The sequence below is a fragment of the Methylobacterium sp. 1A genome (assembly GCF_058072805.1).
The window spans coordinates 674,081-698,055 of sequence record NZ_JBYQVE010000001.1; the positions used below are offsets into that span (position 1 = coordinate 674,081).

20 protein-coding genes are annotated in these 23,975 nt (G+C 70.0%); 9 read left to right on the plus strand and 11 right to left on the minus strand.

Going from position 1 to position 23,975, the window contains the following annotated elements; translation table 11 throughout:
• The first annotated feature begins 24 nt into the window (after positions 1-24).
• Genes folP through folK form a run of 3 tightly spaced genes read left to right on the plus strand, consistent with a single transcriptional unit; the run spans position 25 to position 1,708 of the window.
• The gene (gene folP / locus ACX9MN_RS03280) at positions 25-861 is read left to right on the plus strand and encodes a dihydropteroate synthase (protein ID WP_331297458.1); all 837 of its coding nucleotides are present in this window, start codon (positions 25-27) and stop codon (positions 859-861) included.
• Positions 862-863: 2 nt separating this feature from the next.
• Positions 864-1,241, plus strand: a complete 378-nt coding sequence (folB, locus tag ACX9MN_RS03285; protein ID WP_489723685.1) for a dihydroneopterin aldolase — start codon at positions 864-866, stop codon at positions 1,239-1,241.
• Positions 1,238-1,708: a 2-amino-4-hydroxy-6-hydroxymethyldihydropteridine diphosphokinase gene (folK, locus tag ACX9MN_RS03290; RefSeq protein WP_489723686.1), complete on the plus strand. Its 471-nt coding sequence runs from the start codon at positions 1,238-1,240 to the stop codon at positions 1,706-1,708. Before folB ends, folK begins: the two co-directional genes overlap by 4 nt.
• A 27-nt stretch (positions 1,709-1,735) precedes the next feature.
• Here folK and xoxJ read toward each other — a convergent pair whose 3' ends face one another.
• The 6 genes from xoxJ to ACX9MN_RS03320 form a co-directional block, all read right to left on the minus strand.
• The gene (xoxJ, locus tag ACX9MN_RS03295; protein WP_244526844.1) at positions 1,736-2,581 is read right to left on the minus strand and encodes a rare earth element methanol dehydrogenase accessory protein XoxJ; all 846 of its coding nucleotides are present in this window, start codon (positions 2,579-2,581) and stop codon (positions 1,736-1,738) included.
• Positions 2,581-3,192, minus strand: coding sequence for a c-type cytochrome, methanol metabolism-related (locus ACX9MN_RS03300; protein ID WP_020091821.1), 612 nt, complete (start codon positions 3,190-3,192; stop codon positions 2,581-2,583). Before ACX9MN_RS03300 ends, xoxJ begins: the two co-directional genes overlap by 1 nt.
• Before the next feature lie 133 nt (positions 3,193-3,325).
• Entirely contained in the window at positions 3,326-5,131 is a 1,806-nt protein-coding gene (gene xoxF1, locus ACX9MN_RS03305; RefSeq protein WP_026604740.1) for a lanthanide-dependent methanol dehydrogenase XoxF1, read from the minus strand.
• 703 nt (positions 5,132-5,834) lie between these two features.
• Positions 5,835-6,122 carry a hypothetical protein gene (locus tag ACX9MN_RS03310; RefSeq protein ID WP_020091819.1) on the minus strand — a complete coding sequence of 96 codons (288 nt, stop codon included), beginning with the start codon at positions 6,120-6,122 and terminating at the stop codon, positions 5,835-5,837.
• 110 nt (positions 6,123-6,232) lie between these two features.
• Positions 6,233-7,420 (minus strand): ribonuclease D, encoded by a 1,188-nt coding sequence (rnd, locus tag ACX9MN_RS03315; RefSeq protein ID WP_056522182.1) that lies wholly within the window; start codon positions 7,418-7,420, stop codon positions 6,233-6,235.
• 93 nt (positions 7,421-7,513) lie between these two features.
• Positions 7,514-7,912: a hypothetical protein gene (locus tag ACX9MN_RS03320; protein WP_020091817.1), complete on the minus strand. Its 399-nt coding sequence runs from the start codon at positions 7,910-7,912 to the stop codon at positions 7,514-7,516.
• A gap of 144 nt (positions 7,913-8,056) precedes the next feature.
• On the opposite strand from ACX9MN_RS03320, the gene aspS reads away from it, so the two are divergent.
• From aspS to ACX9MN_RS03340, 4 genes are read left to right on the plus strand one after another with little or no spacing between them, the layout of a single operon-like run.
• The gene (gene aspS / locus ACX9MN_RS03325; protein WP_100252948.1) at positions 8,057-9,901 is read left to right on the plus strand and encodes an aspartate--tRNA ligase; all 1,845 of its coding nucleotides are present in this window, start codon (positions 8,057-8,059) and stop codon (positions 9,899-9,901) included.
• Positions 9,902-9,921: 20 nt separating this feature from the next.
• Entirely contained in the window at positions 9,922-10,791 is an 870-nt protein-coding gene (locus ACX9MN_RS03330) for a glycosyltransferase family 2 protein (protein WP_489723687.1), read from the plus strand.
• Positions 10,791-11,867, plus strand: coding sequence for an acyltransferase family protein (locus tag ACX9MN_RS03335; RefSeq protein WP_489723688.1), 1,077 nt, complete (start codon positions 10,791-10,793; stop codon positions 11,865-11,867). Before ACX9MN_RS03330 ends, ACX9MN_RS03335 begins: the two co-directional genes overlap by 1 nt.
• Positions 11,864-12,196, plus strand: a complete 333-nt coding sequence (locus ACX9MN_RS03340) for a hypothetical protein (RefSeq protein WP_020091813.1) — start codon at positions 11,864-11,866, stop codon at positions 12,194-12,196. The genes ACX9MN_RS03335 and ACX9MN_RS03340 overlap by 4 nt, the downstream gene beginning before the upstream one ends.
• Here the strand turns inward: ACX9MN_RS03340 and ACX9MN_RS03345 are convergent.
• A complete protein-coding gene (locus ACX9MN_RS03345) occupies positions 12,166-12,417 on the minus strand; it encodes a DUF3297 family protein (RefSeq protein WP_020091812.1) in 252 nt (83 codons plus the stop codon). The two genes, ACX9MN_RS03340 and ACX9MN_RS03345, sit on opposite strands and share 31 nt — an antisense overlap.
• A complete protein-coding gene (locus tag ACX9MN_RS03350; protein ID WP_427510105.1) occupies positions 12,414-13,076 on the minus strand; it encodes a CatB-related O-acetyltransferase in 663 nt (220 codons plus the stop codon). The genes ACX9MN_RS03345 and ACX9MN_RS03350 overlap by 4 nt, the downstream gene beginning before the upstream one ends.
• 66 nt (positions 13,077-13,142) lie before the next feature.
• On the opposite strand from ACX9MN_RS03350, the gene ACX9MN_RS03355 reads away from it, so the two are divergent.
• On the plus strand, positions 13,143-15,470 hold the full coding sequence (locus ACX9MN_RS03355; protein ID WP_020091810.1) for an NADP-dependent malic enzyme: 2,328 nt from the start codon (positions 13,143-13,145) through the stop codon (positions 15,468-15,470).
• An 82-nt stretch (positions 15,471-15,552) separates the two neighbouring features.
• Entirely contained in the window at positions 15,553-16,998 is a 1,446-nt protein-coding gene (locus ACX9MN_RS03360; protein ID WP_020091809.1) for an acetamidase/formamidase family protein, read from the plus strand.
• Positions 16,999-17,010: 12 nt separating this feature from the next.
• Here ACX9MN_RS03360 and ACX9MN_RS03365 read toward each other — a convergent pair whose 3' ends face one another.
• The 3 genes from ACX9MN_RS03365 to ACX9MN_RS03375 form a co-directional block, all read right to left on the minus strand.
• The gene (locus tag ACX9MN_RS03365; RefSeq protein WP_489723689.1) at positions 17,011-19,470 is read right to left on the minus strand and encodes a methyl-accepting chemotaxis protein; all 2,460 of its coding nucleotides are present in this window, start codon (positions 19,468-19,470) and stop codon (positions 17,011-17,013) included.
• A gap of 458 nt (positions 19,471-19,928) precedes the next feature.
• The gene (ppx, locus tag ACX9MN_RS03370) at positions 19,929-21,482 is read right to left on the minus strand and encodes an exopolyphosphatase (protein WP_020091807.1); all 1,554 of its coding nucleotides are present in this window, start codon (positions 21,480-21,482) and stop codon (positions 19,929-19,931) included.
• A gap of 82 nt (positions 21,483-21,564) precedes the next feature.
• A complete protein-coding gene (locus ACX9MN_RS03375) occupies positions 21,565-23,952 on the minus strand; it encodes an RNA degradosome polyphosphate kinase (RefSeq protein ID WP_020091806.1) in 2,388 nt (795 codons plus the stop codon).
• Between the last annotated feature and the right edge of the window lie 23 nt (positions 23,953-23,975).

Genomic DNA, 23,975 nt, shown 5'->3' on the forward strand with positions numbered 1-23,975 from the left:
CGCGCTCGTGAACGGGACCCGCCTGTGACCCCCTCTTCCCGCCTGTCCGACCTGCTGCCGGCGCTCGGCGGCCGCACGCTGGTCATGGGCATCCTCAACGTCACGCCCGATTCCTTCTCCGACGGCGGGCTGTTCGCCGGGGAGGCCGAGGCCGTGGCCCAGGCCGAGCGGCTGGTCGCCGAGGGGGCGGCGATCCTCGACGTCGGCGGGGAATCGACGCGGCCCGGCCACGTTCCGGTCCCCGCCGAGGAGGAGCAGGCGCGCGTCGTGCCGGTCATCCGGGCCGTGGCGCCGCGGCTGCCGGTGCCGATCTCGATCGACACCTACAAGGCCTCGACGGCGCGCGCCGCGCTCGAGGCCGGCGCGCGGATCGTGAACGACGTCTGGGGCCTCCAGCGCGAGCCCGACATCGCCAACGTCGCGGCCGCCCACGGCGCGCCGGTCATCATCATGCACAACCGCGAGACGATCGAGCCGGAGCTCGACATCGTCGCCGACATGCTGGCCTTCTTCGAGCGGTCCCTCGCGATCGCCCACCGGGCGGGCCTCGCGGATTCCGAGATCGTGCTCGACCCGGGGGTCGGGTTCGGCAAGACCTGGAATCAGCATCTCGAGGCGCTGCGGCGGCTGCCCGAGATCCGCGCCCTCGGCTTTCCGGTCCTCGTCGGCGTCTCGCGCAAGTCGCTCCTCGGACGCCTGCACGACCGCGAGACCCGTCCGGCGGACCGCCTGCACGGATCCCTCGCCGCCCACGCCGTCGCGGCGACCCTCGGGGCCGACATCGTGCGCGTGCACGACGTGGCCGCGCATATCGACGCGATGCGCGTCGTCGACGCCGTGATGCGGCCGGAGGCGCGCTGAGCATGGCGGGCGACCTGATCCGCGTCACCCGGATCGCCGTGTTCGGCCGGCACGGCGTGCTGGTCGAGGAGGCGGTGCTCGGTCAGCGCTTCTACATCTCCCTGGAAGCGGAACTCGATCTCGGCCCGGCGGGCCGCTCCGACGACGTGGCCGGCACGGTGAGCTACGCGGATCTCACGGCGGTGGCGGTCGCGATCGCCACCGAGCGCCGGTTCAACCTGATCGAGGCCCTGGCCGAGACGGTCGCCGCGGAGATCCTCGCGCGCTTCGCGCAGGTCGACGCCATCACCGTTCAGGTCGACAAGCCGAGCGCGCCCGTCCCCGCCATCCTGGACAGCGTCGGCGTCGCGATCACGCGCCGCCGCGGAGCCGGTCGATGAGGGCGTATCTCGGCATCGGCAGCAATGTCGGCGACATGGCCGCGATGCTCGACCGCGCGGTCACCGGTCTCGCCGCGATTCCGGGCATCGACGTCGTGGCGCGCTCGGCCGACTACCGGACCCCGCCCTGGGGCAAGACCGATCAGCCGTGGTTCCTGAACGGGGCCGTGGCGGTCGAGACCGATCTCGATCCGCACGGGCTGCTCGACGCCTGCCTGCGGGTGGAGCACGACCTCGGCCGGATCCGCGAGGAGCGCTGGGGGCCCCGTGTGATCGACATCGACGTCCTGGCCTACGAGGGCGCCAGCATCGAAGACGCGCGCCTCGTCCTGCCGCACCGCTACGTGCGCGAGCGGGCCTTCGTGCTCGTCCCGCTGGCGGAGATCGCGCCCGACCTCGTCATCGGCGGCGAGCGCGTGGTGGACGCCCTGGCGAAGCTCGACTCGACCGGTATCGCGCGCGCCTGATGGCGGCGCGCGCCGCGGCGCTGCGCGTCAGCGCTCGCCGGGGGCGACGAGCTTGTTCTCTTCCTCGTCGAGGAGCGGCACGTCGTAGTCGCGCAGGACCTTGTCGATGTCGGCCTTGCGCTTGCGCAGGATGGTGTTCAGCGAGCGCTTCCAGTCGTTCTCGCCGATCCGGACACCCATGGCGATCCGGTACGCCATCGGCGGACGCTCCGGCTCCTTCAGCAGCGGCACGACGCTCATGGGCGTGCCGGACTGCTTGGCGAGCCAGCCCGCCGCCGGGCCCCAGAGGACGGCCGCGTCGATCTCCTTCGCGGCCAGGGCCGCGACGATCTCGGCAGCGACCGTCTGGTGCTTGCGGGACGGGTCGAGCTGGTAGGGCGCGTAGGCCTTCATGGCCGAGACGAGGCCCAGTTCGCCCATCCGGTTGACCGGCGGCGTCCCGGCGATCACGCCGATGCTCTTGCCCTTCAGCCGCGGGTCGTCGAGGGCCGTCACACCGTCGAGTTCGCCCGCGCGGGTGACCAGCGTGTAGGCCGATCGATAATAGGGATTGGTGGTCTGGACGAGGTCGCTGCCGAAGGCTTGGCCCATGATGACGTCGCAGAGGCCGGTTCCGAGCGTGTTGCGCACGAAGCCCGGACCCTGCGTCAGCCAGTAGTAGCGGACCTTGATCTTCAACTCGTCGGCGATGATCGCCGCGATCTTGTTCTCGAAGCCGTCCTCCTTGCGTTCGGAGAACGGCATGTTGCCCGGATCACCGCAGACGCGCAGCACGTCCGTGGTGACGGTATCCGGCAGATGCTGGGCGAGCGCGCCCTGCGCCCCGAAGACGGTCAGGGCGCAGAGAACGGCGATCCGGGCAGGAGACGACATCAGCCGCCCATGCATTCCTTCTCCGCCTTCTTGGCGGTCTCGGGCTTGCCCTCGTGCTCGGAAGGACGGATACGCCCGATCGCGCCGGAGGCGCGCGCCTTGAGATATACGTAGAGGTCGTCCGAGTAGCACATGACGTTCTTGTTGTCGCCGAAGGCCGGCATGACCTTCTGCTCGGCGGCGTTCACTTCCTGCTTGCCGCCCGCCAGGATGCCGATGAACTCCTCGTAGGAGAGGTGCTTCAGCGAGTCCTTGAGGGCCGGCGCGTAGGTCGAGCCCATGCCGTCCGGGCCGTGGCAGACGTGGCACTCGGCGTGATAGCGGCGGTAGCCCGAGTAGGTGTACCAGTCGAGCATCTTGCCGTCCTGGGTCACGTGGAACGTCGGGTGGCCCTCGGCGTCGAAGTACTTGCCGTCGTCGACCTTCACGGCCGCGTCCTTCTTCAGGAGCTTGTCATCCTGCTCGGCGGTCTTGTCGTTCGCGTTCAGCGAATTCGCCAGCTTGGGGTCGGCGGGCTTGGCATCCTCAGCATGTACGGCAACCGTCGAGACGGTCGCTAGGGCGAGGGCGGCGATAACCGGCCGCGTTACGATCTTGCTGAGGTTGAGCAACGCATGTGTCTCCCTTGATCGAGGCTCTTGGTCTCCCTCCGAGACGCAGCCTCTTGCGAGAAAGTCTAATCACAAGGATGCCGGCGCGGGAACCCGCGCCGGCACCATTTTTCACTTCAAACCCTGCGGCCGATTAGTTCGGCAGGGCGAAGACCGTCAGCTGACCGCCGAGGTTGGTGTACTGCGACAGAGCCGCGTAGCCACCCACCGCGCCGAGGCCGGCGTTCGGGTCGGTCAGGCCGGCCGCGAGGCCGATGCCGGCCCAGCCGCCGACGCCCGAGAGGACGCCCACGTACTGCTTGCCCTTGTGCTGGTAGGTCATCACGTTGCCGATGATGCCCGACGGGGTCTTGAACTTGAACAGCTCCTTGCCGGTCTTGTCGTCGACCGCCTTCAGGTAGCCCTCAAGCGTGCCGTAGAACACGACGTCGCCAGCGGTGGCCAGAGCACCGGACCACACCGAGAACTGCTCGGGGTTCGTCCACTTGATCTTGCCGTTGACGCCGTCCCACGCGATGAAGTTGCCCATGCCGCCGTGCGAGTTCGGGGCCGGGTACATCGAGAGGGTCGCACCGACGTAGGGCTGGCCCGGGGTGTAGGTCACCCGGAACGGCTCGTAGTCCATGCAGACGTGGTTGGTGGGCACGTAGAACAGGTTGGTCTTCGGCGAGAAGGCCGCAGGCTGCTGATCCTTGGTGCCCAGCGCCGCCGGGCAGATGCCCTTGGAGTTGGTGTCCTCACCGTTCTGCTCGGTCGAGTACTTCGACACGACCAGCGGCCGGCCGTAGTTCTTCGAGCCCTTGTCCATGTCGACCTTGGTCGCCCAGTTGACGGCCGGGTCGAACTTCTCGGCGACGAGGAGGGTGCCGTCCGCGCGGTTCAGCGTGTAGCCGAAGCCGTTACGGTCGAAGTGGGTCAGGAGCGGCTGCTCCTTGCCGTCGATCTTCTGATCCGTGAGGATCATCTCGTTGATGCCGTCGTAGTCCCACTCGTCGTGGGGGGTCATCTGGTAGACCCACTTGGCCATGCCGGTGTCCGGGTTACGCGCCCAGATGGTCATGGACCACTTGTTGTCGCCCGGACGCTGCTTGGGGTTCCAGGTCGAGGGGTTGCCCGAGCCGTAGTACATCAGGTCGAGCTTAGGGTCGTACGAGAACCAGCCCCAGGTGCAGCCGCCGCCGGTCTTCCACTGATCGCCTTCCCAGGTCTTCAGCGAGGAATCCTTGCCGATCGGCTTGCCGAGCGAGGTGGTCTTCTCCGGGTCGACGATCAGCTGATCGTCCGGGCCCTCGGAGTAGCCGCGCCACACCTTCTTGCCGGTCTTCAGGTCGTAGGCGGTGACGTGGCACTGCACGCCGAACTCGCCGCCCGAGATGCCGACGATGACCTTGTCCTTGACCGGCAGAACCGTCGCGGTGTTGGTCTCGCCCTTCTTCGGGTCGCCGTTCACGACCGACCAGTTGACCTTGCCGGTCTTGGCGTCGAGCGACACGAGGGTAGTGTCGGCCTGGTGCAGGAGGATGGCGCCGTCGGCGTAGGCCAGACCACGGTTGACCGTGTCACAGCACATGACCGGGATCACGGACGGATCCTGCTTCGGCTCGTACTTCCAGACGATCTTCGCGTCGTGGTCGAGGTCGAGGGCGTACACGATGTTCGGGAACGGCGTGTGCACGTACATCATGTTGCCGACGACGAGCGGCGAGCCCTCGTGGCCGCGCAGCACGCCGGTCGAGAACGTCCAGGCGACCTGCAGGTCCTTGACGTTCTTGGCGTTGATCTGGTCGAGCTTCGAGTAGCGCGTATTCGCGTAGTCTACCGTCTGAAGAACCTGTTCCGCCGGGTTGGCGATGCCCTTCATGACGCTTTCATTGGCCAGCGCCGGCGCGGCGACGGCCGCGACACCTGCGCCGAGCGCAAGGAGATGTACCGCTCTCATGGGTTCCTCCGACAAGTCTTGAGAGTTCTCACGGCGCGCGAAGAGAGTGGCGTCGCTCGGACTCCGACCTGACTGTTTGCGACAGGGATGGACGCCTCGGTAGCGGGCATAGTGGACTTCGAGGAGATCTACTGATCCCCTAGCCAGGAGCCGCCATCCCTGAGGCGTCTCCCTCGAAACCGAGGCTTGCCCGGACCTTAAGAGATTTTTGAGCGCCGTCAACTCGCTGTTCGACGCCTGTGGGCACACGGTGAAAGCTTCTTTTCGGGTGACACAGGCGCGACGGATGTCATGCGTTTGCGAAAAGAAATGTTGCGACGCACAAGAGATGCTGCCTGCTCTGGCCTCGGTCTCACGGGGATGTGTCCGTTTCCCATGCAGACCTTGCAAACAGGCGAGCTTTGCTGCGCTTAAGCATGCGTCCCCCGCGCGGTGGGCGGGATTCAGGTGCGCCCGGGCGCGCGGCCGATGTGGGTCGCCGGACTGCAGTGCAAGACGCTTCGGCGGCTATGAGTTGCCGAATTTTCCCGAAAGCCCGCTGTGCGCCCAGTCGCCGCATCCCGTTTTTCCGCGGATCCCGGGCTGATCGGTGGGGTTCGCGCGCGAAAAATTGCCGAATCATCCCGCTTCTGAGAATCGGGATGGGTCGCGCGCGCGGACCAGGAGGTCTCTTTCAGGATCTGCGGAACGGCTCTTGCCGGCGTCAGACCGCGCCGACCGGCCCGGTGCTCTCGAACTCGGCCGTGTCGCCGATCAGGTCGGTCACGGAGATGTTGAGGCGACGGCCGTTGGACAGGCGGAGCTGGGCATCGGGCTCGAGCCAGACCGGTCGCAGGCCCGCATAGCTGCCGTACAGATTGCCGTAGGCGACGACACCGCCTTCGCGCCGCTCGACCACGACCCGGTAGCGGACGCGGACGGCCTCACACCCTTCGGCCGACACGAGACCGCGTCCCGTCAGCGTCTTGAGGATCTCGTTCGGCTCGAACATACGCAGGACGCAGGGGCGGGATTAAGCGGCAACCTAATTGCCATTTAATCCCGGACCCGCGGCGAGTCACGCCCGCCAGTGCGGATTGTGCGGTCAGTGCCGGTGCGGCGTCATCGGTCCGGGTCGGCGCCGCCGCCGACAGGTTCGGCCTCCAGGGGACGGACCACGATGCGACCGGACTCGACCGAGAGGGCCAGCCGTCCCTGCTTCAGCGCCAGCGCCTTCTCGCCGAACAGCGTCCGGCGCCAGCCCTGCAGCGCCGGGACCTCGGCGTCGTCGTCGTCGGCGACCGCCTCCAGATCGTCGACCGTGGCGATGATCTTCGGCGCCACGCCCTCGGCCTCGCAGACCGCCTTCAGCAGCACCTTCAGGAGCTCGACGATCGCGCCGTTGCCGCCGCTCCGCCGCACGCGCTCGGGCATCCGGACGGCGCTCGTGTCGCGGGCGAGACCGCGCTCCACGGCGGCGACGATGTCGGCCCCGGTCCGGGAGCGCTCGAAGCCCGCCGGGATCGTCCGCAGCCGCCCGAGCGCCTCCGCGCTCCGCGGCGCCGCCGAGGCGATATCGATGACCGCCTCGTCCTTCAGGACGCGCCCGCGCGGCACGTTGCGCGTCTGCGCCTCGCTCTCGCGCCAGGCCGCGACCTCCATCAGCACGGCGATCTCCCGCGGCTTGCGCATGCGGCCGGAGAGGCGGCGCCACGCCTGCGCGGGATCGGCGCGGTAGGTCTCGGGAGACGTCAGCACCGCCATCTCCTCGTCGAGCCACGCGCCGCGGTCGGTCCGCAGCAGCTCGGCGACGAGGACTTCGTAGATCTTCACCAAGTGGGTGACGTCGGACAGCGCGTAGGTCAGCTGCGCCTCCGAGAGCGGGCGCCGCGACCAGTCGGTGAAGCGGGAGGACTTGTCGATCTTGGCCTTCGCGACGTCATTGACGAGCTGCTCGTACGAGACGGAATCGCCGTAGCCGCAGACCATGGCGGCGACCTGCGTGTCGAAGAACGGGTGCGGCAGGATCCCGCCGATCAGCCAGATGATCTCCAGGTCCTGGCGGGCGGAGTGGAACACCTTGACGGTGCCCTCGTCGGCCATGAGGGCGATGAACGGCCCGAGGTCGATCCCCGGCGCCAGCGGATCCACCAGGACGCCGGTCCCGTCCGGTGCCGCCATCTGGATCAGGCACAGTTTCGGATAATACGTCGTCTCGCGCATGAACTCCGTGTCGACGGTCACGAAGGGCTGCTCGGCGAGACGTGTGCAGATCTGGCGCAGCGCGTCAGTGGTGGTGATCAGGTCCATGCACCGGCTATACGCAACCGCGGCGGACATGGGGAGACGCGGCTTCGCAGGTCCCCATCTTTCACGCGTTCACGCGCGGCCCGGCGACCGCGATCACGCCACGGCCGCGACCGCCGCCTTCCGGCGCGCCCGCGCCTGCCGGCGAATCCGCAGCGCGTCGGCCCGACGCTGCGCCTCGGCGCGCGCGAGCAGGCGGTCGAGGATGCCGGTCTCGATCCGCTCGCCGGTGGCCCCGTCGACGAGGCGGCGGATCCGGTCGACCCGGAACCCGCGATAGCCGCCGCGCCGGGCATCGATGCCGCCGAGCAGCGTCCGCCCCGGCCCGAGCCTGAGCTCGCGGGCGTCGAGGGAGCGGTTGCTCCAGGCCCCGGCCGCGTCCTCGTAGACGAGGTCGAAACGGCCCTCGAGGGGCAGCGTCCGCCACCCGGCCGCGGCGCGTTCGGGCGCCGCCTTCGCGGGGCGCTCCAGATCGAAAAAGAGGTTGTCGTTCATGGAGATGATATGGGGATTCGGGGTCTTCTGCGGTAGGCCGGCGGGCGAGTCGCGCGCGGCTTTCGGCGCCGTTCTGCGCGCCCCGCGCTTGACTTGGGGGGCCTCGCGTGAATGGTGCCGGCCTTCCCACAGAAGAAGCCCGTCATGCACCGTTACCGTTCCCACACCTGCGGGGCGCTCCGCCCGTCCGATGTCGGGCAGAGTGTCCGCCTCTCCGGCTGGTGCCACCGCATCCGCGACCACGGGGGCGTGCTGTTCGTCGATCTGCGGGACCATTACGGCCTGACCCAGTGCGTGATCGATTCCGACTCCCCGGCCTTCAAGGCCGCCGAGGCCGTGCGCTCGGAATGGGTCGTGCGGATCGACGGGCGCGTGCGCACGCGCCCGGCCGGCACCGAGAATGCCGAGCTGCCGACCGGCGCGGTCGAGGTCTACATCGACGACCTCGAGGTGCTGGGGCCGGCGGGCGAGCTGCCGCTGCCGGTCTTCGGAGACCTCGAGTATCCGGAGGAGACGCGGCTCCGGTACCGCTTCCTCGACCTGCGCCGGGAGAAGCTCCACGCCAACATCATGAAGCGCGGCGCGATCATCGACTCGCTCCGCCGCCGGATGCGGGACGGCGGCTTCTTCGAGTTCCAGACCCCGATCCTGACAGCCTCCTCGCCCGAGGGCGCCCGCGACTACCTCGTGCCGTCGCGGGTCCATCCCGGCAAGTTCTACGCGCTCCCGCAGGCGCCGCAGCAGTTCAAGCAGCTGACGATGATCGCGGGCTTCGACCGCTACTTCCAGATCGCCCCGTGCTTCCGCGACGAGGATGCCCGCGCCGACCGCTCGCCGGGTGAGTTCTACCAGCTCGACATCGAGATGAGCTTCGTCACCCAGGAGGACGTGTTCCAGGCGGTGGAGCCGGTGCTGCGCGGCGTGTTCGAGGAGTTCGCCGAGGGCAAGCGCGTCACCAAGGAATTCCCGCGGATCACCTACGCGGACTCGATGCTGAAATACGGCGTCGACAAGCCGGACCTGCGCAACCCGCTGATCATCGCCGACGTCTCCGACCTGTTCGCCCGCGAGGACGTGGCGTTCAAGGCGTTCAAGGGCGTGGTCGCTTCGGGCGGCGTCGTCCGGGCGATCCCGGCGACCGGCGCGGCGAGCCAGCCGCGCTCGTTCTTCGACAAGCTCAACGACTGGGCCCGCTCCGAGGGCGCGCCCGGCCTCGGCTACGTCGTGTTCGAGGAGGAGAACGGCGCGCTCACCGGCAAGGGGCCGATCGCCAAGTTCATCCCTTCCGAGGTTCAGGCCCTGATCGCCGAGCGCTCCGGCGCGAAGGCGGGCGACGCCGTGTTCTTCTCCGCCGGTCCGGAGGCCAAGGCGGCTGGGCTCGCCGGCAAGGCGCGCGTCCGGATCGGCGACGAGCTGGGCCTCTGCGACAAGGACCAGTACGCGTTCTGCTGGATCACCGACTTCCCGATGTACGAGTGGAGCGAGGAGGAGAAGCGGATCGACTTCTCCCACAACCCGTTCTCGATGCCGAACATCGACCGCGAGGAGTTCCTCGCGCTCGACCTCGACGCCCTCGCGAGCGAGGACGAGAACGGCGCGAACACCAAGCGGATCCTCGGGATCAAGGCGTTCCAGTACGACATCGTCTGCAACGGCGTGGAGCTGTCCTCGGGCGCGATCCGCAACCATCGTCCGGACGTGATGGAGAAGGCCTTCGCCATCGCGGGCTACGGGCACGAGGTGCTGGAGCAGAAGTTCGGCGGCATGCTCAACGCCCTGCGCATGGGCGCCCCGCCGCACGGCGGCATCGCGCCGGGCGTGGACCGCATCGTCATGCTCCTGTGCAACGAGCCGAACATCCGCGAGGTCGTGCTGTTCCCGATGAACCAGCGCGCCGAGGACCTGATGATGGGCGCGCCCTCCGAGGCGACCCCCAAGCAGCTGCGCGAGCTGCACATCCGCCTCAACCTGCCCGAGAAGAAGGCCTGAGGCGCCCATAGTCCCCCGCGGTGGCGAGCCTCGTCGCGGTCGTCGTCGCCCACGACAGCGCCGACGTGCTGCCGTCCTGTCTCGCGGCGCTCGCCGGTGAGCATGTGCCGGCGATCGTCGTGGACAATGCCAGCCGGGACGCCTCCGCGTCGGTCGCGGAGGCGGCCGGCGCGCAGGTGATCCGCAACGCCCGCAACGAGGGCTACGGCCGCGCCAACAACCGGGGCGTCCGCGCGGCCGAGACGGCGGAGCACGTCCTCGTCGTCAACCCGGACGTCGTGCTGCGGCCGGGCACCGTGGACGCCCTGCTGGACGCGGCCCGCACCTGGCCGGATGCCGGGCTGATCGCCCCGCGCCTCGTCGAACCCGACGGGCGCTTCTTCTTCCAGGCGCGGTCCCTGCTCGCGCCCTACCTGACCAATCCCGCGGGCCGGCTCGCGCTGCCGCAGGGCGATGCCTGCGCGCCGTTCCTCTCCGGGGCCTGCCTGATGATGCCGCGCGCCCTGTTCCTCGATCTCGGCGGCTTCGACGAGAACATCTTCCTGTTCTACGAGGACGATGACCTGTGCCGGCGCGTGGCCGACAGCGGCCGCGCCCTGATCCACGTCCACCGCGCCGAGGCGCTGCACGGTCGCGGCCGATCGTCGGCGCCGGAGCCGGGACGGGTGTTCCGCGCGCGCTGGCATCAGGCGTGGTCGCGCGCCTATGTCAGCCGGAAGTACGGCCTCCCGGACCCGAGCCTCGCCGTCCTGGGCGCCAACCTGCCGAAGGCGCTTCTGTCGGGTCTGGTCCTCCGGCGGGCCGGGCTCGAGCGTTACGGCGGCTCGGCCGCGGGTGCCCTCGCCTTCCTGCGCGGCCGGACCGCGCTGGCCCGCGAGGGTCTGACCTGATGAGCGCGCCGACGATCGCGACCGCGCTGGCGCGCGGGCGCAACGGCTTCACCGGCCTGCGGCTGATGCTGGCTCTGGCCGTCGTTGTGTCCCACGCGTTCAGCGTCGCGACCGGCGCGGCGGGCGACGAGCCCCTCGCCCGGCTCACTGGCTACACGCTGGGCGAACACGCGGTGAACGGCTTCTTCGCGGTGTCGGGTTTCCTCGTCACCATGAGCTGCGACCGCCGCGGGATCCGGGACTACGCCCTCGCCCGGACCCTGCGGATCCTCCCGGGACTCGTGGCGGCGACGCTCGTCGTCGCGCTCGGGCTCGGCGCGGCCCTGACCCGCCTGCCCGTCACCGAGTACTGGCGCGATCCCGCCCTGTGGTCGTTCATCCGCGGGACGCTGACGACCTTCAAGAGCAACGCCGCCCTCCCCGGCGTCTTCGAAGCGAATCCCTACCGGGCGCCCCTCGGCACGGTCTGGACGCTCAAGTACGAGGTGCTGTGCTACCTCGGCGTCCTCGCCGCCGCCCTGTGCGGCCTGCTCCGGCGCCGGTGGTCGGCGCCCCTGATCGTGGCCGGCCTGACGCTCGCCCTGACGATCGCCTGCGGCCTCCGCGGTCCGGACCTGCCCAAGGGCACCGAGACGGCGCTGCGCCTGCCGCTGATCTTCGCGGCCGGGGCGTGTCTCTACCTGTGGCGCGACCGCCTGCGTGTCTCGGCGGCGGCCCTCGCCTGCCTGGTCTTCGGCGCCTTCGTCCTCGCGCGGACGCCGGCCTACCCGGCCCTGCTGTTCCTCGCCGAGGCCTACGGCGTGGTCTGGCTCGCCCTCGGCCCCCTCGCGCGCGGCCTGTTCGACCCTGCGGCCGACCTCTCCTACGGGATCTATCTCTACGGCTGGCCGGTCCAGCAGGCCCTGCACGCCTTGTGGCCGGCCGCCTCCGGGCCCGCGCTGCTGGTGCCGGCCCTCGCCCTCACGCTGCCGGTCGCGGCGCTGTCCTGGTACGGGGTCGAGCGGCCGGCCCTGTCGCTGAAGGCGCGCGCGCTCGGGCGGGGCCGCCTCGGCACGATCGAGCCGGCCGGGCCGTGACCGCCGACGGGCCTCTCCCGCCGCTGAAGACGCTCGCTCGCGCGGCGCGGATGCTGGAGGCGGACGGCTTCGCGATCGTCGCCCGGAACGAGCGCGGCGACAGCCTCTACCTGCGGCGACCGGACTGCGCCTGGCACCTGCGCGTCTCGAACCACCGGCGCACCGCCAAGCAGCGCGCCCGGCGCTCCGATATCCTCGCGAGCCTCGTCATCGACGGGCCGCGCTCCTCGGATCAGATCGGGAACCTCGTCCGCGAGGCCGTCCGGAACTTCGAGGCCGCCCTGGCGCGGGTGGCGGATCAGGCGTCCGCGGCGGGGTCGCGGAAGTAGGGCTCCACGGTGCCCTTCAGCTTCACCGTCATCGGGTTGCCGGCCCGGTCGAGGGCCTTGCCGGCCGAGAGGCGGACCCAGCCCTCGCTCACGCAGTACTCCTCGACGTTCGTCTTCTCGACGCCCTTGAACCGGACACCGACCCCGCGCTCCAGCACCTTCTCGTCGTAGAACGGGCTGTTCGGGTTGGAAGCGAGGCGGTCGGGGGGCGTGTCGGTCATCGTCCGGATCTCGGATGGTCTTCGTGGAGGGCTCCGCCGGTACGGGAATCCGGGCCCGCGCGCAACGCCGCGAGCAGGTCGGCGATCCGCCCGCTCTGGAGCAGCGGCACCAGCCGCGTCACCGCGTCGTGCGGGAGGTCCCACCATGCCGCCGCCACGAGCGCCTCGACGGTCGCCGCGTCGAAGCGGTGGCGCACGACCTTGGCCGGGTTGCCCGCCACCACGGCGTAGGCCGGCACGTCGCGGGTCACCACGGCGCGGGCCGCCACCACGGCCCCGTGCCCGACGGTCACCCCCGAGAGGATCATGCAGCCCGATCCGAGCCAGACATCGTGCCCGATCACCACGTCGCCCCGGGAGGCGTGGAAATCCTCCGGCGCCGCGGCGTCCGGGAACAGCCCGCGCATCGCCGCGAACGGATAAGTCGACGCCCAGTCGAGGCGGTGATCGCCGCCGAGCAGGATCTCGACCTTGTCAGCGATGGAACAATAGCGGCCGATCGTCAGCCGCCGCCCGCTCTCCGGGAAGCGGACTTTTGGACGCCCGTACGAATAAGCGCCTATGGAGAACCCGTGGGTCCTCGCCAGCTCGGCGAGGTGGATCCGGGTCTCGTTGTGCGGGTTGCGCCCCCTGCGCAGCCGGTGCAACAGACCGGTCATGACGCGAGCCCGCGCGCTGCGCGACCGCGTCGTCCTCGGTGAAAAAGGTGAGCGGGAGCGTGGGCGATGGCCGATAACATGTCCGAGGACCTCAAGGCCGGGGCGCTCGTCTACCACCGCCTGCCCAAGCCCGGGAAGCTGGAGATCCAGGCGACCAAGCCGCTCGGCAACCAGCGCGACCTCGCCCTGGCCTACTCGCCCGGCGTCGCCGCGGCCTGCATGGCGATCCACGACGACCCGCAGCAGGCCGCCGAACTCACGGTGCGCCAGAACCTCGTGGCGGTGCTGTCCAACGGCACGGCCGTGCTCGGCCTCGGCGATATCGGCCCGCTGGCCTCGAAGCCCGTGATGGAGGGCAAGGCCGTCCTGTTCAAGAAGTTCGCCGGCATCGACGTCTTCGACATCGAGGTCGACCAGAAGGACGTGTCGAAGCTCGTCGACGTCGTCTGCGCCCTCGAGCCGACCTTCGGCGGCATCAACCTCGAGGACATCAAGGCGCCCGAGTGCTTCGAGGTCGAGGAGCAGTGCCGGGCCCGGATGAACATCCCGGTCTTCCACGACGACCAGCACGGCACCGCGATCATCGTGGCCGCCGCCGTCCTCAACGGCCTGGAACTCGCCGGCAAGAACCTGTCCGACGTCCGGATCGTCACGTCCGGCGCCGGCGCGGCGGCTCTGGCCTGCCTCAACCTCCTCGTGTCGCTCGGGGCGACCCGCGAGAACATCACGGTCACCGACATCAAGGGCGTCGTCTACAAGGGCCGCGCCGAGCTGATGGACCGGTGGAAGGACGTCTACGCGCAGGAGACCGACAAGCGGACGCTCGCCGAGGTGATCCCGGGGGCCGACGTGTTCATCGGCCTCTCGGCCGGCGGCGTGCTGAAGCCCGAGTACCTGAAGGAGATGGCCGAGAAGCCTCTCATCATGGCTTTGGCCAATCCCTACCCGGAGATCATGCCGGATCTGGCCGAGAAGGAGCGGCCGGACGCGATGATCTGCACCGGCCGGTCGGACTTCCCGAATCAAGTCAACAACGTCCTGTGCTTCCCCTACATCTTCCGCGGCGCGCTCGATGTCGGCGCCCACAAGATCAACGAGGAGATGAAGAAGGCCGCCGTGAAGGCGATCGCGGGTCTGGCTCACGAAACGACCTCGGACGTGGTCGCCCGCGCCTACGGCGGCGAGGCCCGGCCGTTCGGACCCAAATCCCTGATCCCGAGCCCGTTCGACCCGCGCCTGATCCTGCGCATCGCCCCGGCGGTGGCCAAGGCCGCGATGGATTCCGGCGTCGCCGGCCGGCCGCTCCCGGACCTCGACGCCTATGTCGAGAGCCTCGACCGGTTCGTGCACCGGTCCGGCCTGATCATGAAGCCGCTGTTCTCGAAGGCGAAGGCCGAGCCCAAGCGCGTGATCTACGCCGAGGGCGAGGACGAGCGCGTGCTCCGCGCCGTCCAGGCGATCGTCGAGGACAAGGTCGCCCTGCCGATCCTGGTCGGCCGGCCGCGGGTGGTCGAGACCCGCCTGAAGCGCTTCGGCCTGTCGATGGTGCACGGCCGCGACTTCGAGCTGATCGATCCCGAGGACGATCCCCGCTACCGCGCCTACGTCCAGACCTATCTGGAAGTCGCCGGTCGCCGCGGCATCACGCCGGACGCGGCCCGGACGCTGGTCCGCACCAACAACACGGTGATCGGCGCCATCGCGGTCCGCCGCGGCGAGGCCGACGCGCTGATCTGCGGCCTGGAGGGCCGGTTCGAGACGCGCCTGCGCATCATCCGCGACGTGATCGGGCTCGCGCCGGGCGTGGAGCAGTGCGCCGCGATGAGCCTCGTGGTGACGCATAACGGCGCGTACTTCCTGGCCGACACCCATGTTCGCCAGAACCCCACGGCCGAGGAGATCGCCGACGTGGCGCAGGCCTGCGCCAGCCACGTCAGCCGGTTCGGGATGACGCCGAAGATCGCGCTCCTCAGCCACTCCGATTTCGGCCAGTCGGATTCGCCCTCCGCGATGAAGATGCGCGACGCCCTCGCGCTCCTGCACACGCGGAATCCCGAGCTGCAGGTCGACGGCGAGATGCAGGCCGATTCCGCCCTCAACGAGATGGTGCGCGAGCGCGTCCTGCCGGGCTCGCGCCTCAAGGGCGCGGCCAACGTCCTGATCTTCCCGAACCTCGACGCCGCCAACATCGCCTTCCAGTTCGCGAAGGTGCTGGCGGACGCGCTGCCGGTCGGCCCGCTCCTGATCGGCCCGGCCAAGCCCGCCCACATCCTGACGCCGTCGGTGACGGCGCGCGGCATCGTCAACGTCACGGCCGCCGCCGTGGTCGAGGCCCAGGCGGACGAGGCCGTCGCGCGCGCCGAGGAGGGCGGCGTCGGCATGCTCTCGGAGTGAGGGACGCCCGTCGGCGGCCGCCAGCGTGGCCGTCGATTTGCTTGCCCGTCCCGGGACCACGAAATCACCGGGAGACGACGCGATGTGCGCGGGCGACGATCCAACCTGCCACGCCTTCGAGGAGCACCGCCGCCGGTTCCGGCGGGATCTCGAGCCTGAGCGGCGCGCCTTCCTGAAGAGCGGCTTCGCGGCGACCGGCGCCGCGGCCGCGGCCCTCGCGGCGGGCGGTCCGTCGCTCGTGAGCCCGGCCCTGGCCCAGGCGAGCGGCGCCAAGATCGCCGCCACGGCGCATTACCACCTGCCGGCGAATGCCGAGACGGTCCACTGGGGCTTCTTCAGCCGCAGCCTCAAGCCCAAGGTCGAGATCGGCTCGGGCGACTTCGTCACGATCGAGACGCTCACCCACCAGGCGAGCGACGATGCCGAGCGCATGATCCAGGGCGATCCGGGCGCCGAGAGCGTCTATCTCTGGACCAAGGACAAGATGGGCGTCTCGCCCCGCGGAGCCGGCGCCATGGATGCCAAGGTCGGCCCCGGCGGTGGCCTCGGCGTGCACATCTGCACCGGCCCGGTGGCAATCCGCGGCGCCGAGCCCGGCGACGTCCTGGAGGTGCGCATCCTCGACGTCGCCCCCCGCCCCTGCGCCAATCCCAGGTACAAGGGACTGGCCTTCGGCAGCAACGCGGCGGCGTGGTGGGGCTACCACTACAACGACCTGATCACCGGCGATAAACCCCGGGAGGTCGTGACCATCTACGAGGTCGACGCCACCGGCGAGCGCGACTGGGCCCGGGCGGTCTACAGCTTCCGCTGGCCCGGCGTGACCGACCCGTTCGGCGTCTCCCACCCGACCATCGACTATCCCGGCCTGCCGGTGGACCACACGAAGACCCAGAAGACCTTCGAGGTCCTGAAGGGCATCCGCGTGCCGATCCGGCCGCATTTCGGCACGATGGGCGTCGCGCCCGCCGAGGCCGACCGGGTGAACACGATCCCGCCGAGCTACACCGGCGGCAACATCGACAACTGGCGGATCGGCAAGGGCGCGACCCTCTACTACCCGGTGGCGGTGCCGGGCGCCCTGTTCTCCGTGGGCGATCCCCACGCCAGCCAGGGCGATTCCGAACTGTGCGGCACCGCGATCGAGTGCTCGCTCACCGGCACCTTCCAGTTCATCCTGCACAAGAAGGCGGACCTGCCCGGCACGCCGCTGGAGGCGCTCGACTTCCCGATGATCGAGACCCGGGACGACTGGGTTCTGTCCGGCTTCAGCTACCCGAACTACCTGCGGGATCTCGGTCCGGACGCGCAGAGCGCGATCTTCCAGAAATCCTCGATCGACCTCGCCATGCGCGACGCCTTCCGGAAGATGCGCCAGTTCCTGATGCACGCGAAGGGCCTCACCGAGGACGAGGCGATCTCGCTGATGTCGGTGGCGGTCGATTTCGGGATCACGCAGGTCGTGGACGGCAACTGGGGCGTCCACGCCGTGGTCAAGAAGGCGATCTTCTCCGATCGCGTCGCCTGACGCCTGACCCGGTCACGCGGCCTTCGCGGCTCCGGTCATCGTCATGAGGCCGGCGATGACCCGGTAGGTCTCGGTCCAGGCTTCCCGGACCTCCGGCGTGAAGTCCGGGCCGAGCCCCTGCTCCAGGGTCCAGAGCAGTGCCGCCCCGACCGCCTCGAAATGCGCCTGCAGCGCGCCGTAGCCGACGTGCCGGTCCCCGAGATCGCGCACGGCGGCGACGAGCGCCTCCGGCTTGTCGAGGTTGGCCACCGCCAGTGCCAGCATGGCGACGAGTTTGCGCTTCTGCGCGGTCATGTCGTCCGGGAAGAGCGACCGGACCTGCGGCGCGATGTCGAACAGGCGTCCGTAGAACAGCTCTGCCGCGGTGTCGCCGAGCGCCTGCACCGTCGCGAAGCTGCGCTGCACGATCGCGACCTGGGCGGCGGAGACCGCGTAGGACACGCGAACGCTCGCCAGGAACCGTTCGACCTCGGCGGTCAGACGGTCCGACTGGTCCGACAGGGCGGAGGCCGCCGCGAGAACCTGGCTCGCGGCCAGGCCGGTGCCCTCGGCCGCCTGCGCGACGCCGGTCATGGTCGTGGTGACCTCGCCTGTGCCGGTGGCCGCCTGCCCGACGTTGCGGACGATCTCCTGGGTCGCCGCACCCTGTTCCTCGACAGCCGCCGCGATCGTGGTCGCCGCCCCGTTGATCTCGCGGATCCGCGCGGTGATCGCCGCGATGGCCTCCACCGCCTGCCCGGTGGACGCCTGCACCTGCGCGATCTGACCGGAGATCTCGTCGGTGGCCTTGGCGGTCTGCGCGGCGAGGGCCTTCACCTCGGAAGCCACCACCGCGAAGCCGCGGCCGGCTGCGCCCGCGCGGGCCGCCTCGATGGTGGCGTTGAGCGCCAGCAGGTTGGTCTGCTCGGCGATCGACGAGATCAGCCCCACGACGGCACCGATCTGGTCCACGGCGCTGCTCAGGTCCTGGACGCGCGCGGCGGTCCGGTCGGCCTCGGCCGCGGCCCTCTGCGCGAGATCCGCCGATCCGTCGGCCTGCCGCCCGATCTCCTGGACGGAGGTGCCGAGCTCCTCCGCGGCCGCCGCCACGGTGTTGACGTTGCTCGAGGCCCGCTCGGCGGCGGCCGCGACCGCCGTCGACTGCCCGGCCGTCTGGGTGGCCGTCGCGGTCATCGTCTGCGCCGTGACGTGCAGGGCGTTGGCCGAGGACGCGACCGAGCCGATCATGCCTCCGACGGCCTCCTCGAACCGTTGCGCCATCTGGCGCAGGCTGTCCCGGCGCTGGTCGTCGGCGTCCAGCCGCGCCCGCTCGGCCCCGGCCTCGAGGTCGCGCGTGCGGATCAGATTGTCCCGGAAGGCCTGCACGGCCACCATGATCGGCGCGAACTCGTTCCGGTACGCTCGCACCGGGACGGCGACGGCGGTGTCGCCCCCCGTCAGCGCGCGCATCGCGGTGGCGATGATCCGGAGGGGGCGCAGCACGCCCCCGAACAGAGCCATGAGGCCCAGCCCGACGAGCAGCAGGACGGCCAGCAGCGCCGCGGCACTGTGCAGGAGAACGCCGTCCGCCTCCGCGGCGAGGCTCTCGGCCCGCGCCACCATCTCGGCGAGGGCGGCATTAGCGAGATCGACGATCGTCATCTGCTCGACGCTGTTTCGCTTACGGAGGTCTTGGAACGCGATGGGGGACGCGCGATGCTGGCTCAGGGCGTCGAAGATCGCGCGCGCCGCCTCCGCCGCCTCGCCCTCGAAATTGCTGCGCTTGGCCTTCTCGAACGCGGACCGCACGGCGTCCGAGCTCTGGGCGGCGGCCTCGCTGGTGCTCGACCACGCCGACTGGACCCGCGCCCGCTCCTCGGCCGCCGCCACGGTCTCGGGCAGCGACCACGACGTTCCCGCCGCCAGCGAGGTCTGCACGCGCAGGGCGACGTTCCCGATCGCGACACGGGTCGCCCAGGCAGACCGCTTGAGGACGAGGTAGTGCTGCAGGACGGCGTCGGAGCGCGGAATAGCCGAATCCACGGCGTCCGTGGTCGCCGTCAGCGCGTCGAGAAGTTCCTGAAAGGCCGTCAGCACGGCGGGCAGCAGCGCCGGGTCCCGCTTCGGCTTCGGTACGCGCAGGGCTTCATCGATCCGGGGGCGGAGCAGGTTCACGGCGTCCTGAGCCGCGTTGAGCCTCGCCATCGTCGCCGTCACGGAGGGCAGATCCCGGTCCCGCAGCAGGTCCTGAACGCTCGCGAAGCCCGCGACCATCGCGTCCCGGTTCGTCGCGTAGGCCTTCAGGCTCTCCGGGTCGGCGGAGGCATCCCCGCCCAGGGCGAGCGCTGCCCCCCGCTCGAGGCGTGTCGGCAGGATCGTCCCGAGCAGCTGGCGACTCGCGCGGGTCAGCGTGACCGCGTCCCGGGCCTGTCGCGCCTGAAGACGCGCGTCGAATAGAGCATTCCCCGCGTAGGCCAGTAACATCATCGCCATTGCGAGTATCGTCGTGCACATGACGACTCGAATCGAGACATAGCCAAGCCATCTCATCGCGTGAACATTCCGATGTGCGAGTGGGATCTGCGTGTTGCTCGCATCATAGGGCGAACGGCGCGCGCGTTCACGCTGCCGCTCGGCAGTGTTCGACAGTCTATCGCACCGACGTATTTTGCGAGCGGTGCGCTCTATTCCGGATTCAGAGGAGAATCGACATCAACCAATAAAAAAGTTGGGTTCGTGAATTAAGCCGGCGTTACCGCGGCGATGTCGGTCGGCAGGCGCACGCTCACCGATCCGGCGGCGTGCGGTGAGCGCCGGTGCGACGGTCATGAGGCCGCCCTCGGCCTCGGCACGCGTGAGCTCTCCCGCGCGACGGGCCCGGGCCATCGTGCGAGACCGGACCGCGGCGACGAGCGAGGCCCTGCCCGGGTTCGGCGCCCGCGCCGCGCGGATCAGGGCGCGTCGTCCGCGAGCTCGACCCGCCCGTCTAGGCCGATGATGCGCCCGAGGCCGCGGACGCGGTTCAGCAGGCGGTCCCCGTTCAGGGCCTCCCAGTCCCGCGGCAGGCGCAGCACCACCCGTCCCTCCTCGACGGTGAGCGGCGCCCGTCCGAGGGCGCCGTCCATGCCGGCCGAGATCGGGAAGGCGATCCGGAGCAGGGCGCCCAGGAGGCGGGCGCGCTCGAACAGGCGCGGGCCGGCCACGCTCCGGAGCATCGGGTTCGCCTTCTCGGGGGCCAGGCCGGTGTGCCTCAGGGACACCGCCAGGGCGAGATAGGCCCGGCCCGGATGATCCACGCCGACGAACGCGGCATTCTGGATCACCGCGATGCTCTGCTCACCGCGGTAATCCGGATGCGCCCGCCAGCCGACGTCGGACAGCAGGCAGCCGGCGTGCCGCAGACGGCGCTCGTCGGTGGTCTCGTGGCCGTCCAGGGTCGCGACGAACCGGTCCGTCCAGGTGATCAACTCCTCGCCGTGGCGGGGCGAGCGCGCGCGCAGAACGTTGAATTCCGACGCCGAGGCCAGCAGCGGATCGATCAGACGGGTGTCGCGGTCGAGCTGCTCGAACAGCAGGCCCTCGCGCACGCCCGATGCCGAGATCGCCACCTCGCGGGGGCGCCCGACCCGGATGATCTCCTCGAGGACAACGGCGCCGTAGGCGAGGAGCGGGCGCCGCGCCTCGGAGATCGCGTCGACGTCCTGCAGCAGCGCCACGTCGGTCTGCTCGACGACCTGCAGGAAGCTGAGTTCGTCGGTGGGCTCCACCGTGTAGCCGTGCATCACGTGGACGGGGTAGCCGCGGGCCGCCTGGTGGAGCCGCGCGATCGCCCGCCACGTGCCGCCGACCGCGTAGAAGGTCCGCCCGCGCAGGGTCTCGAGCTGCGGGGCGGCCTTGCGCATGTACTCGCGGACGATCTTGGCGGCCTTCTTGACCGAGCCGCCGGACAGGTCCTGCAGGGCGAGGCCGCCGAGGGGCATGGTCACCCCTTGTCCGACGACCGCCCCGCGGACGTCCACGAGTTCGAGCGAGCCGCCGCCCATGTCGCCCACGACGCCGTTCGGCGCGTGGAATCCCGAGACCACGCCGAGGGCCGACAGCTCGGCCTCGCGACGTCCGGAGAGGAGCTGGATCTCCTGGCCACAGGCCGCCTCGGCGGCGCGGAGAAAGTCGGGACCGTTCTCGGCGTCCCGCGCCGCCGCCGTGGCGAGGACGTAGACCTGCCTGACGCGCATCGTCTGGCACAGCACCCGGAACCGCGCCAGGGCGGCGAGTGCGCGCGTCACCGCCTCCTCGTTCAGGCGGCCGGTCGTCAGGACGTTGCGGCCCAGGCCGCAGAGCACCTTCTCATTGTAGAGCGGCGTCGGCGCCCGGGTCAGTCCGTCGTACGCGACGAGGCGGACCGAGTTGGAGCCGATGTCGATGATCGCCACAGGATGGCGCGCGGTGCTGTCGATCGCCTCCGCGTCGTGCGCGAGGGTGAGGTTGGCAAGAGGGCTGCCCAAACGTCCGAGTCCTTCATCAGCACGGCGCGCCTGCCGGCGCGCCGTGCGGGAGGTTTAGCCCAGCGACGCCGCGCAGCGAAACTCAGCTGCGTTGGGCGCGGCGGCTCAGCGCCCGCGGGCTCGACTTCTTCGAGGCCTTGCCGCGCCCCGAGAGGCTGGGATTGGTCATGAAATACTTGTGTGCGTTGAAGGGCTCCTCGCCCTCGGCGGGCTGGATCCGCTCGCAGCCGCCCGAGGCCAGGAGCCGCCAGCTCTGACGATTGTCGAGAAGGTTGGCCAGCATGATCTGGTCGAGCACCTGCTGATGCACCGTCGGATTCGTGATCGGCAGCAGCGCCTCGACTCGGCGATCGAGATTCCGGCTCATCAGGTCGGCGGAGGAGATGTAGACCGTTGCCTTGGGGTGCGGCAGCCCGACGCCGTTGCCGAAGGCGTAGATTCGCCCGTGCTCCAGGAAGCGCCCGACGATCGACTTCACCCGGATCGTCTCCGACAGCCCGGGGATGCCCGGGCGCAGGCAGCAGATGCCGCGGACCACGCAGTCGATCTGAACCCCGGCCGCCGAGGCGTCGTAGAGCGCGTCGATGATCTGGCTGTCGACCAGGGAGTTGCACTTGATCCAGATGGCGGCCGGGCGCCCGGCCTTCGCGTGCGCGACCTCGGCCTCGATGTGCTCGAGGAGCTTGTTCTTGGCGGTCAGCGGCGAGACCGCCATGCGCTCCAGCTCGGCCGGCTCGGCGTAGCCGGTGATGAAATTGAAGATCCGCGACACGTCGCGCGCGATCGCGGGATCGGCCGTGAAGAACGACAGGTCCGTGTAGATGCGCGCGGTGATCGGGTGGTAGTTGCCGGTGCCGACGTGACAGTAGGTGACGAGCTTGTCGCCCTCGCGCCGGACCACCAGCGACAGCTTGGCGTGCGTCTTCAGCTCGACGAAGCCGAACACCACCTGCGCGCCGGCCTTCTCGAGGTTGCGCGCCCAGCGGATGTTGGCCTCCTCGTCGAAGCGCGCCTTCAGCTCCACGAGGGCGGTGACGGACTTGCCGAGTTCCGCGGCCTCGGCGAGGGCCGCCACGATCGGCGAGTTGGACGAGGTCCGGTAGAGAGTCTGCTTGATCGCGACCACGTTCGGGTCACGGGCGGCCTGCGCGAGGAACTGCACCACCGAATCGAAGGATTCGTAGGGGTGGTGGACGATGAAGTCCTTCTGCCGGATCGCCGCGAACACGTCGCCGCCGCTCTCCCGGATGCGCTCCGGGAAGCGGGGATTGTAGGGCTTGAACTTCAGGTCGGGCCTGTCGATGCCGACGACCTGGGACAGCTCATTCAGGGCCAGCATGCCCTCCACGAGGAAGATCGCGTCCGCGGCGATCTCCAGTTCGTCGGCGACGAAGCTGCGCAGATCCTCCGACATGCCCGCCTCGACCTCGAGACGAATCACGACGCCGCGCCGCCGCTGCTTCAGCGCCGTCTCGAAATGCAGGACGAGGTCCTCCGCCTCCTCCTCGATCTCCAGGTCGGAATCGCGGACCACGCGGAACGCGCCGCTGCCCTTGACGAGGTAGCCCGGGAAGAGCCGCCCGGTGAACATCCCGATCACCTGCTCGATGGTGATCAGACGGGCGGAAGTCTCGCTGTCGCTCACCGGCAGGCGCACGAAGCGGTCGATGACGCCAGGCAACCGGATCAGCGCGCGCAGCAGCCGGCCGTCCTTCGGCCGCACCAGCATCAGCGCGATGGTGGTGCCGAGATTCGGGATGAACGGGAACGGGTGGGCCGGATCGATCGCCAGCGGCGTCAGGACCGGGAAGACGTGGTTGAGGAAGTACTCCTCCAGCCACGCCGCCTGCTCGGCCGTGAGGGCCGCGGGCTCGACGATGTCGATGTCGCTCGTGTGCAGCTCTGTGCGCAGTTCCCGCCAGCGGGCCTGCTGGTCGGCGGCGAGGCGCGACACCTCGGTGCCGATCCGGACGAGTTGCTCGGACGGCGACAGGCCGTCCTGCGACGGGACCGTGATCCCCGCCCGGACCTGATCGATGAGGCCGGCGACGCGGACCATGAAGAATTCGTCGAGGTTGTTGGCCGAGATCGACAGGAAGCGGAGGCGCTCCAGGAGCGGGTGGTTGGGGTTCGACGCCTCTTCCAGCACCCGCCGGTTGAACTGCAGCCAGGACAGCTCGCGATTCACGTACCGCTCCGGTGAGTGGCGCAGGGTTCGCCCGGCTTCCACCACCGGCTCGCGAGCCGCGCCGACCGGCGGCTCCGCGGGAGTCGCGGCCGCCGAGGCCGGCCACTCGTCGTTGGCGTCCGGAATGGCTTCCGCCGGAGCCGCCGCCTCCGCGACCGGATCGGCCTGCAGGCGCTTGGGCGCGACCGCCCGCCGCGTCGCCGGATTGGCCGTCGCGCGCCGACGGGGCTCGGGCGCCTCATCGGCGGCGTCGCGGTCCACGGGCTTCTGCGTCGATTCCATCCCGGATCCCTGTCTCTGCTCCT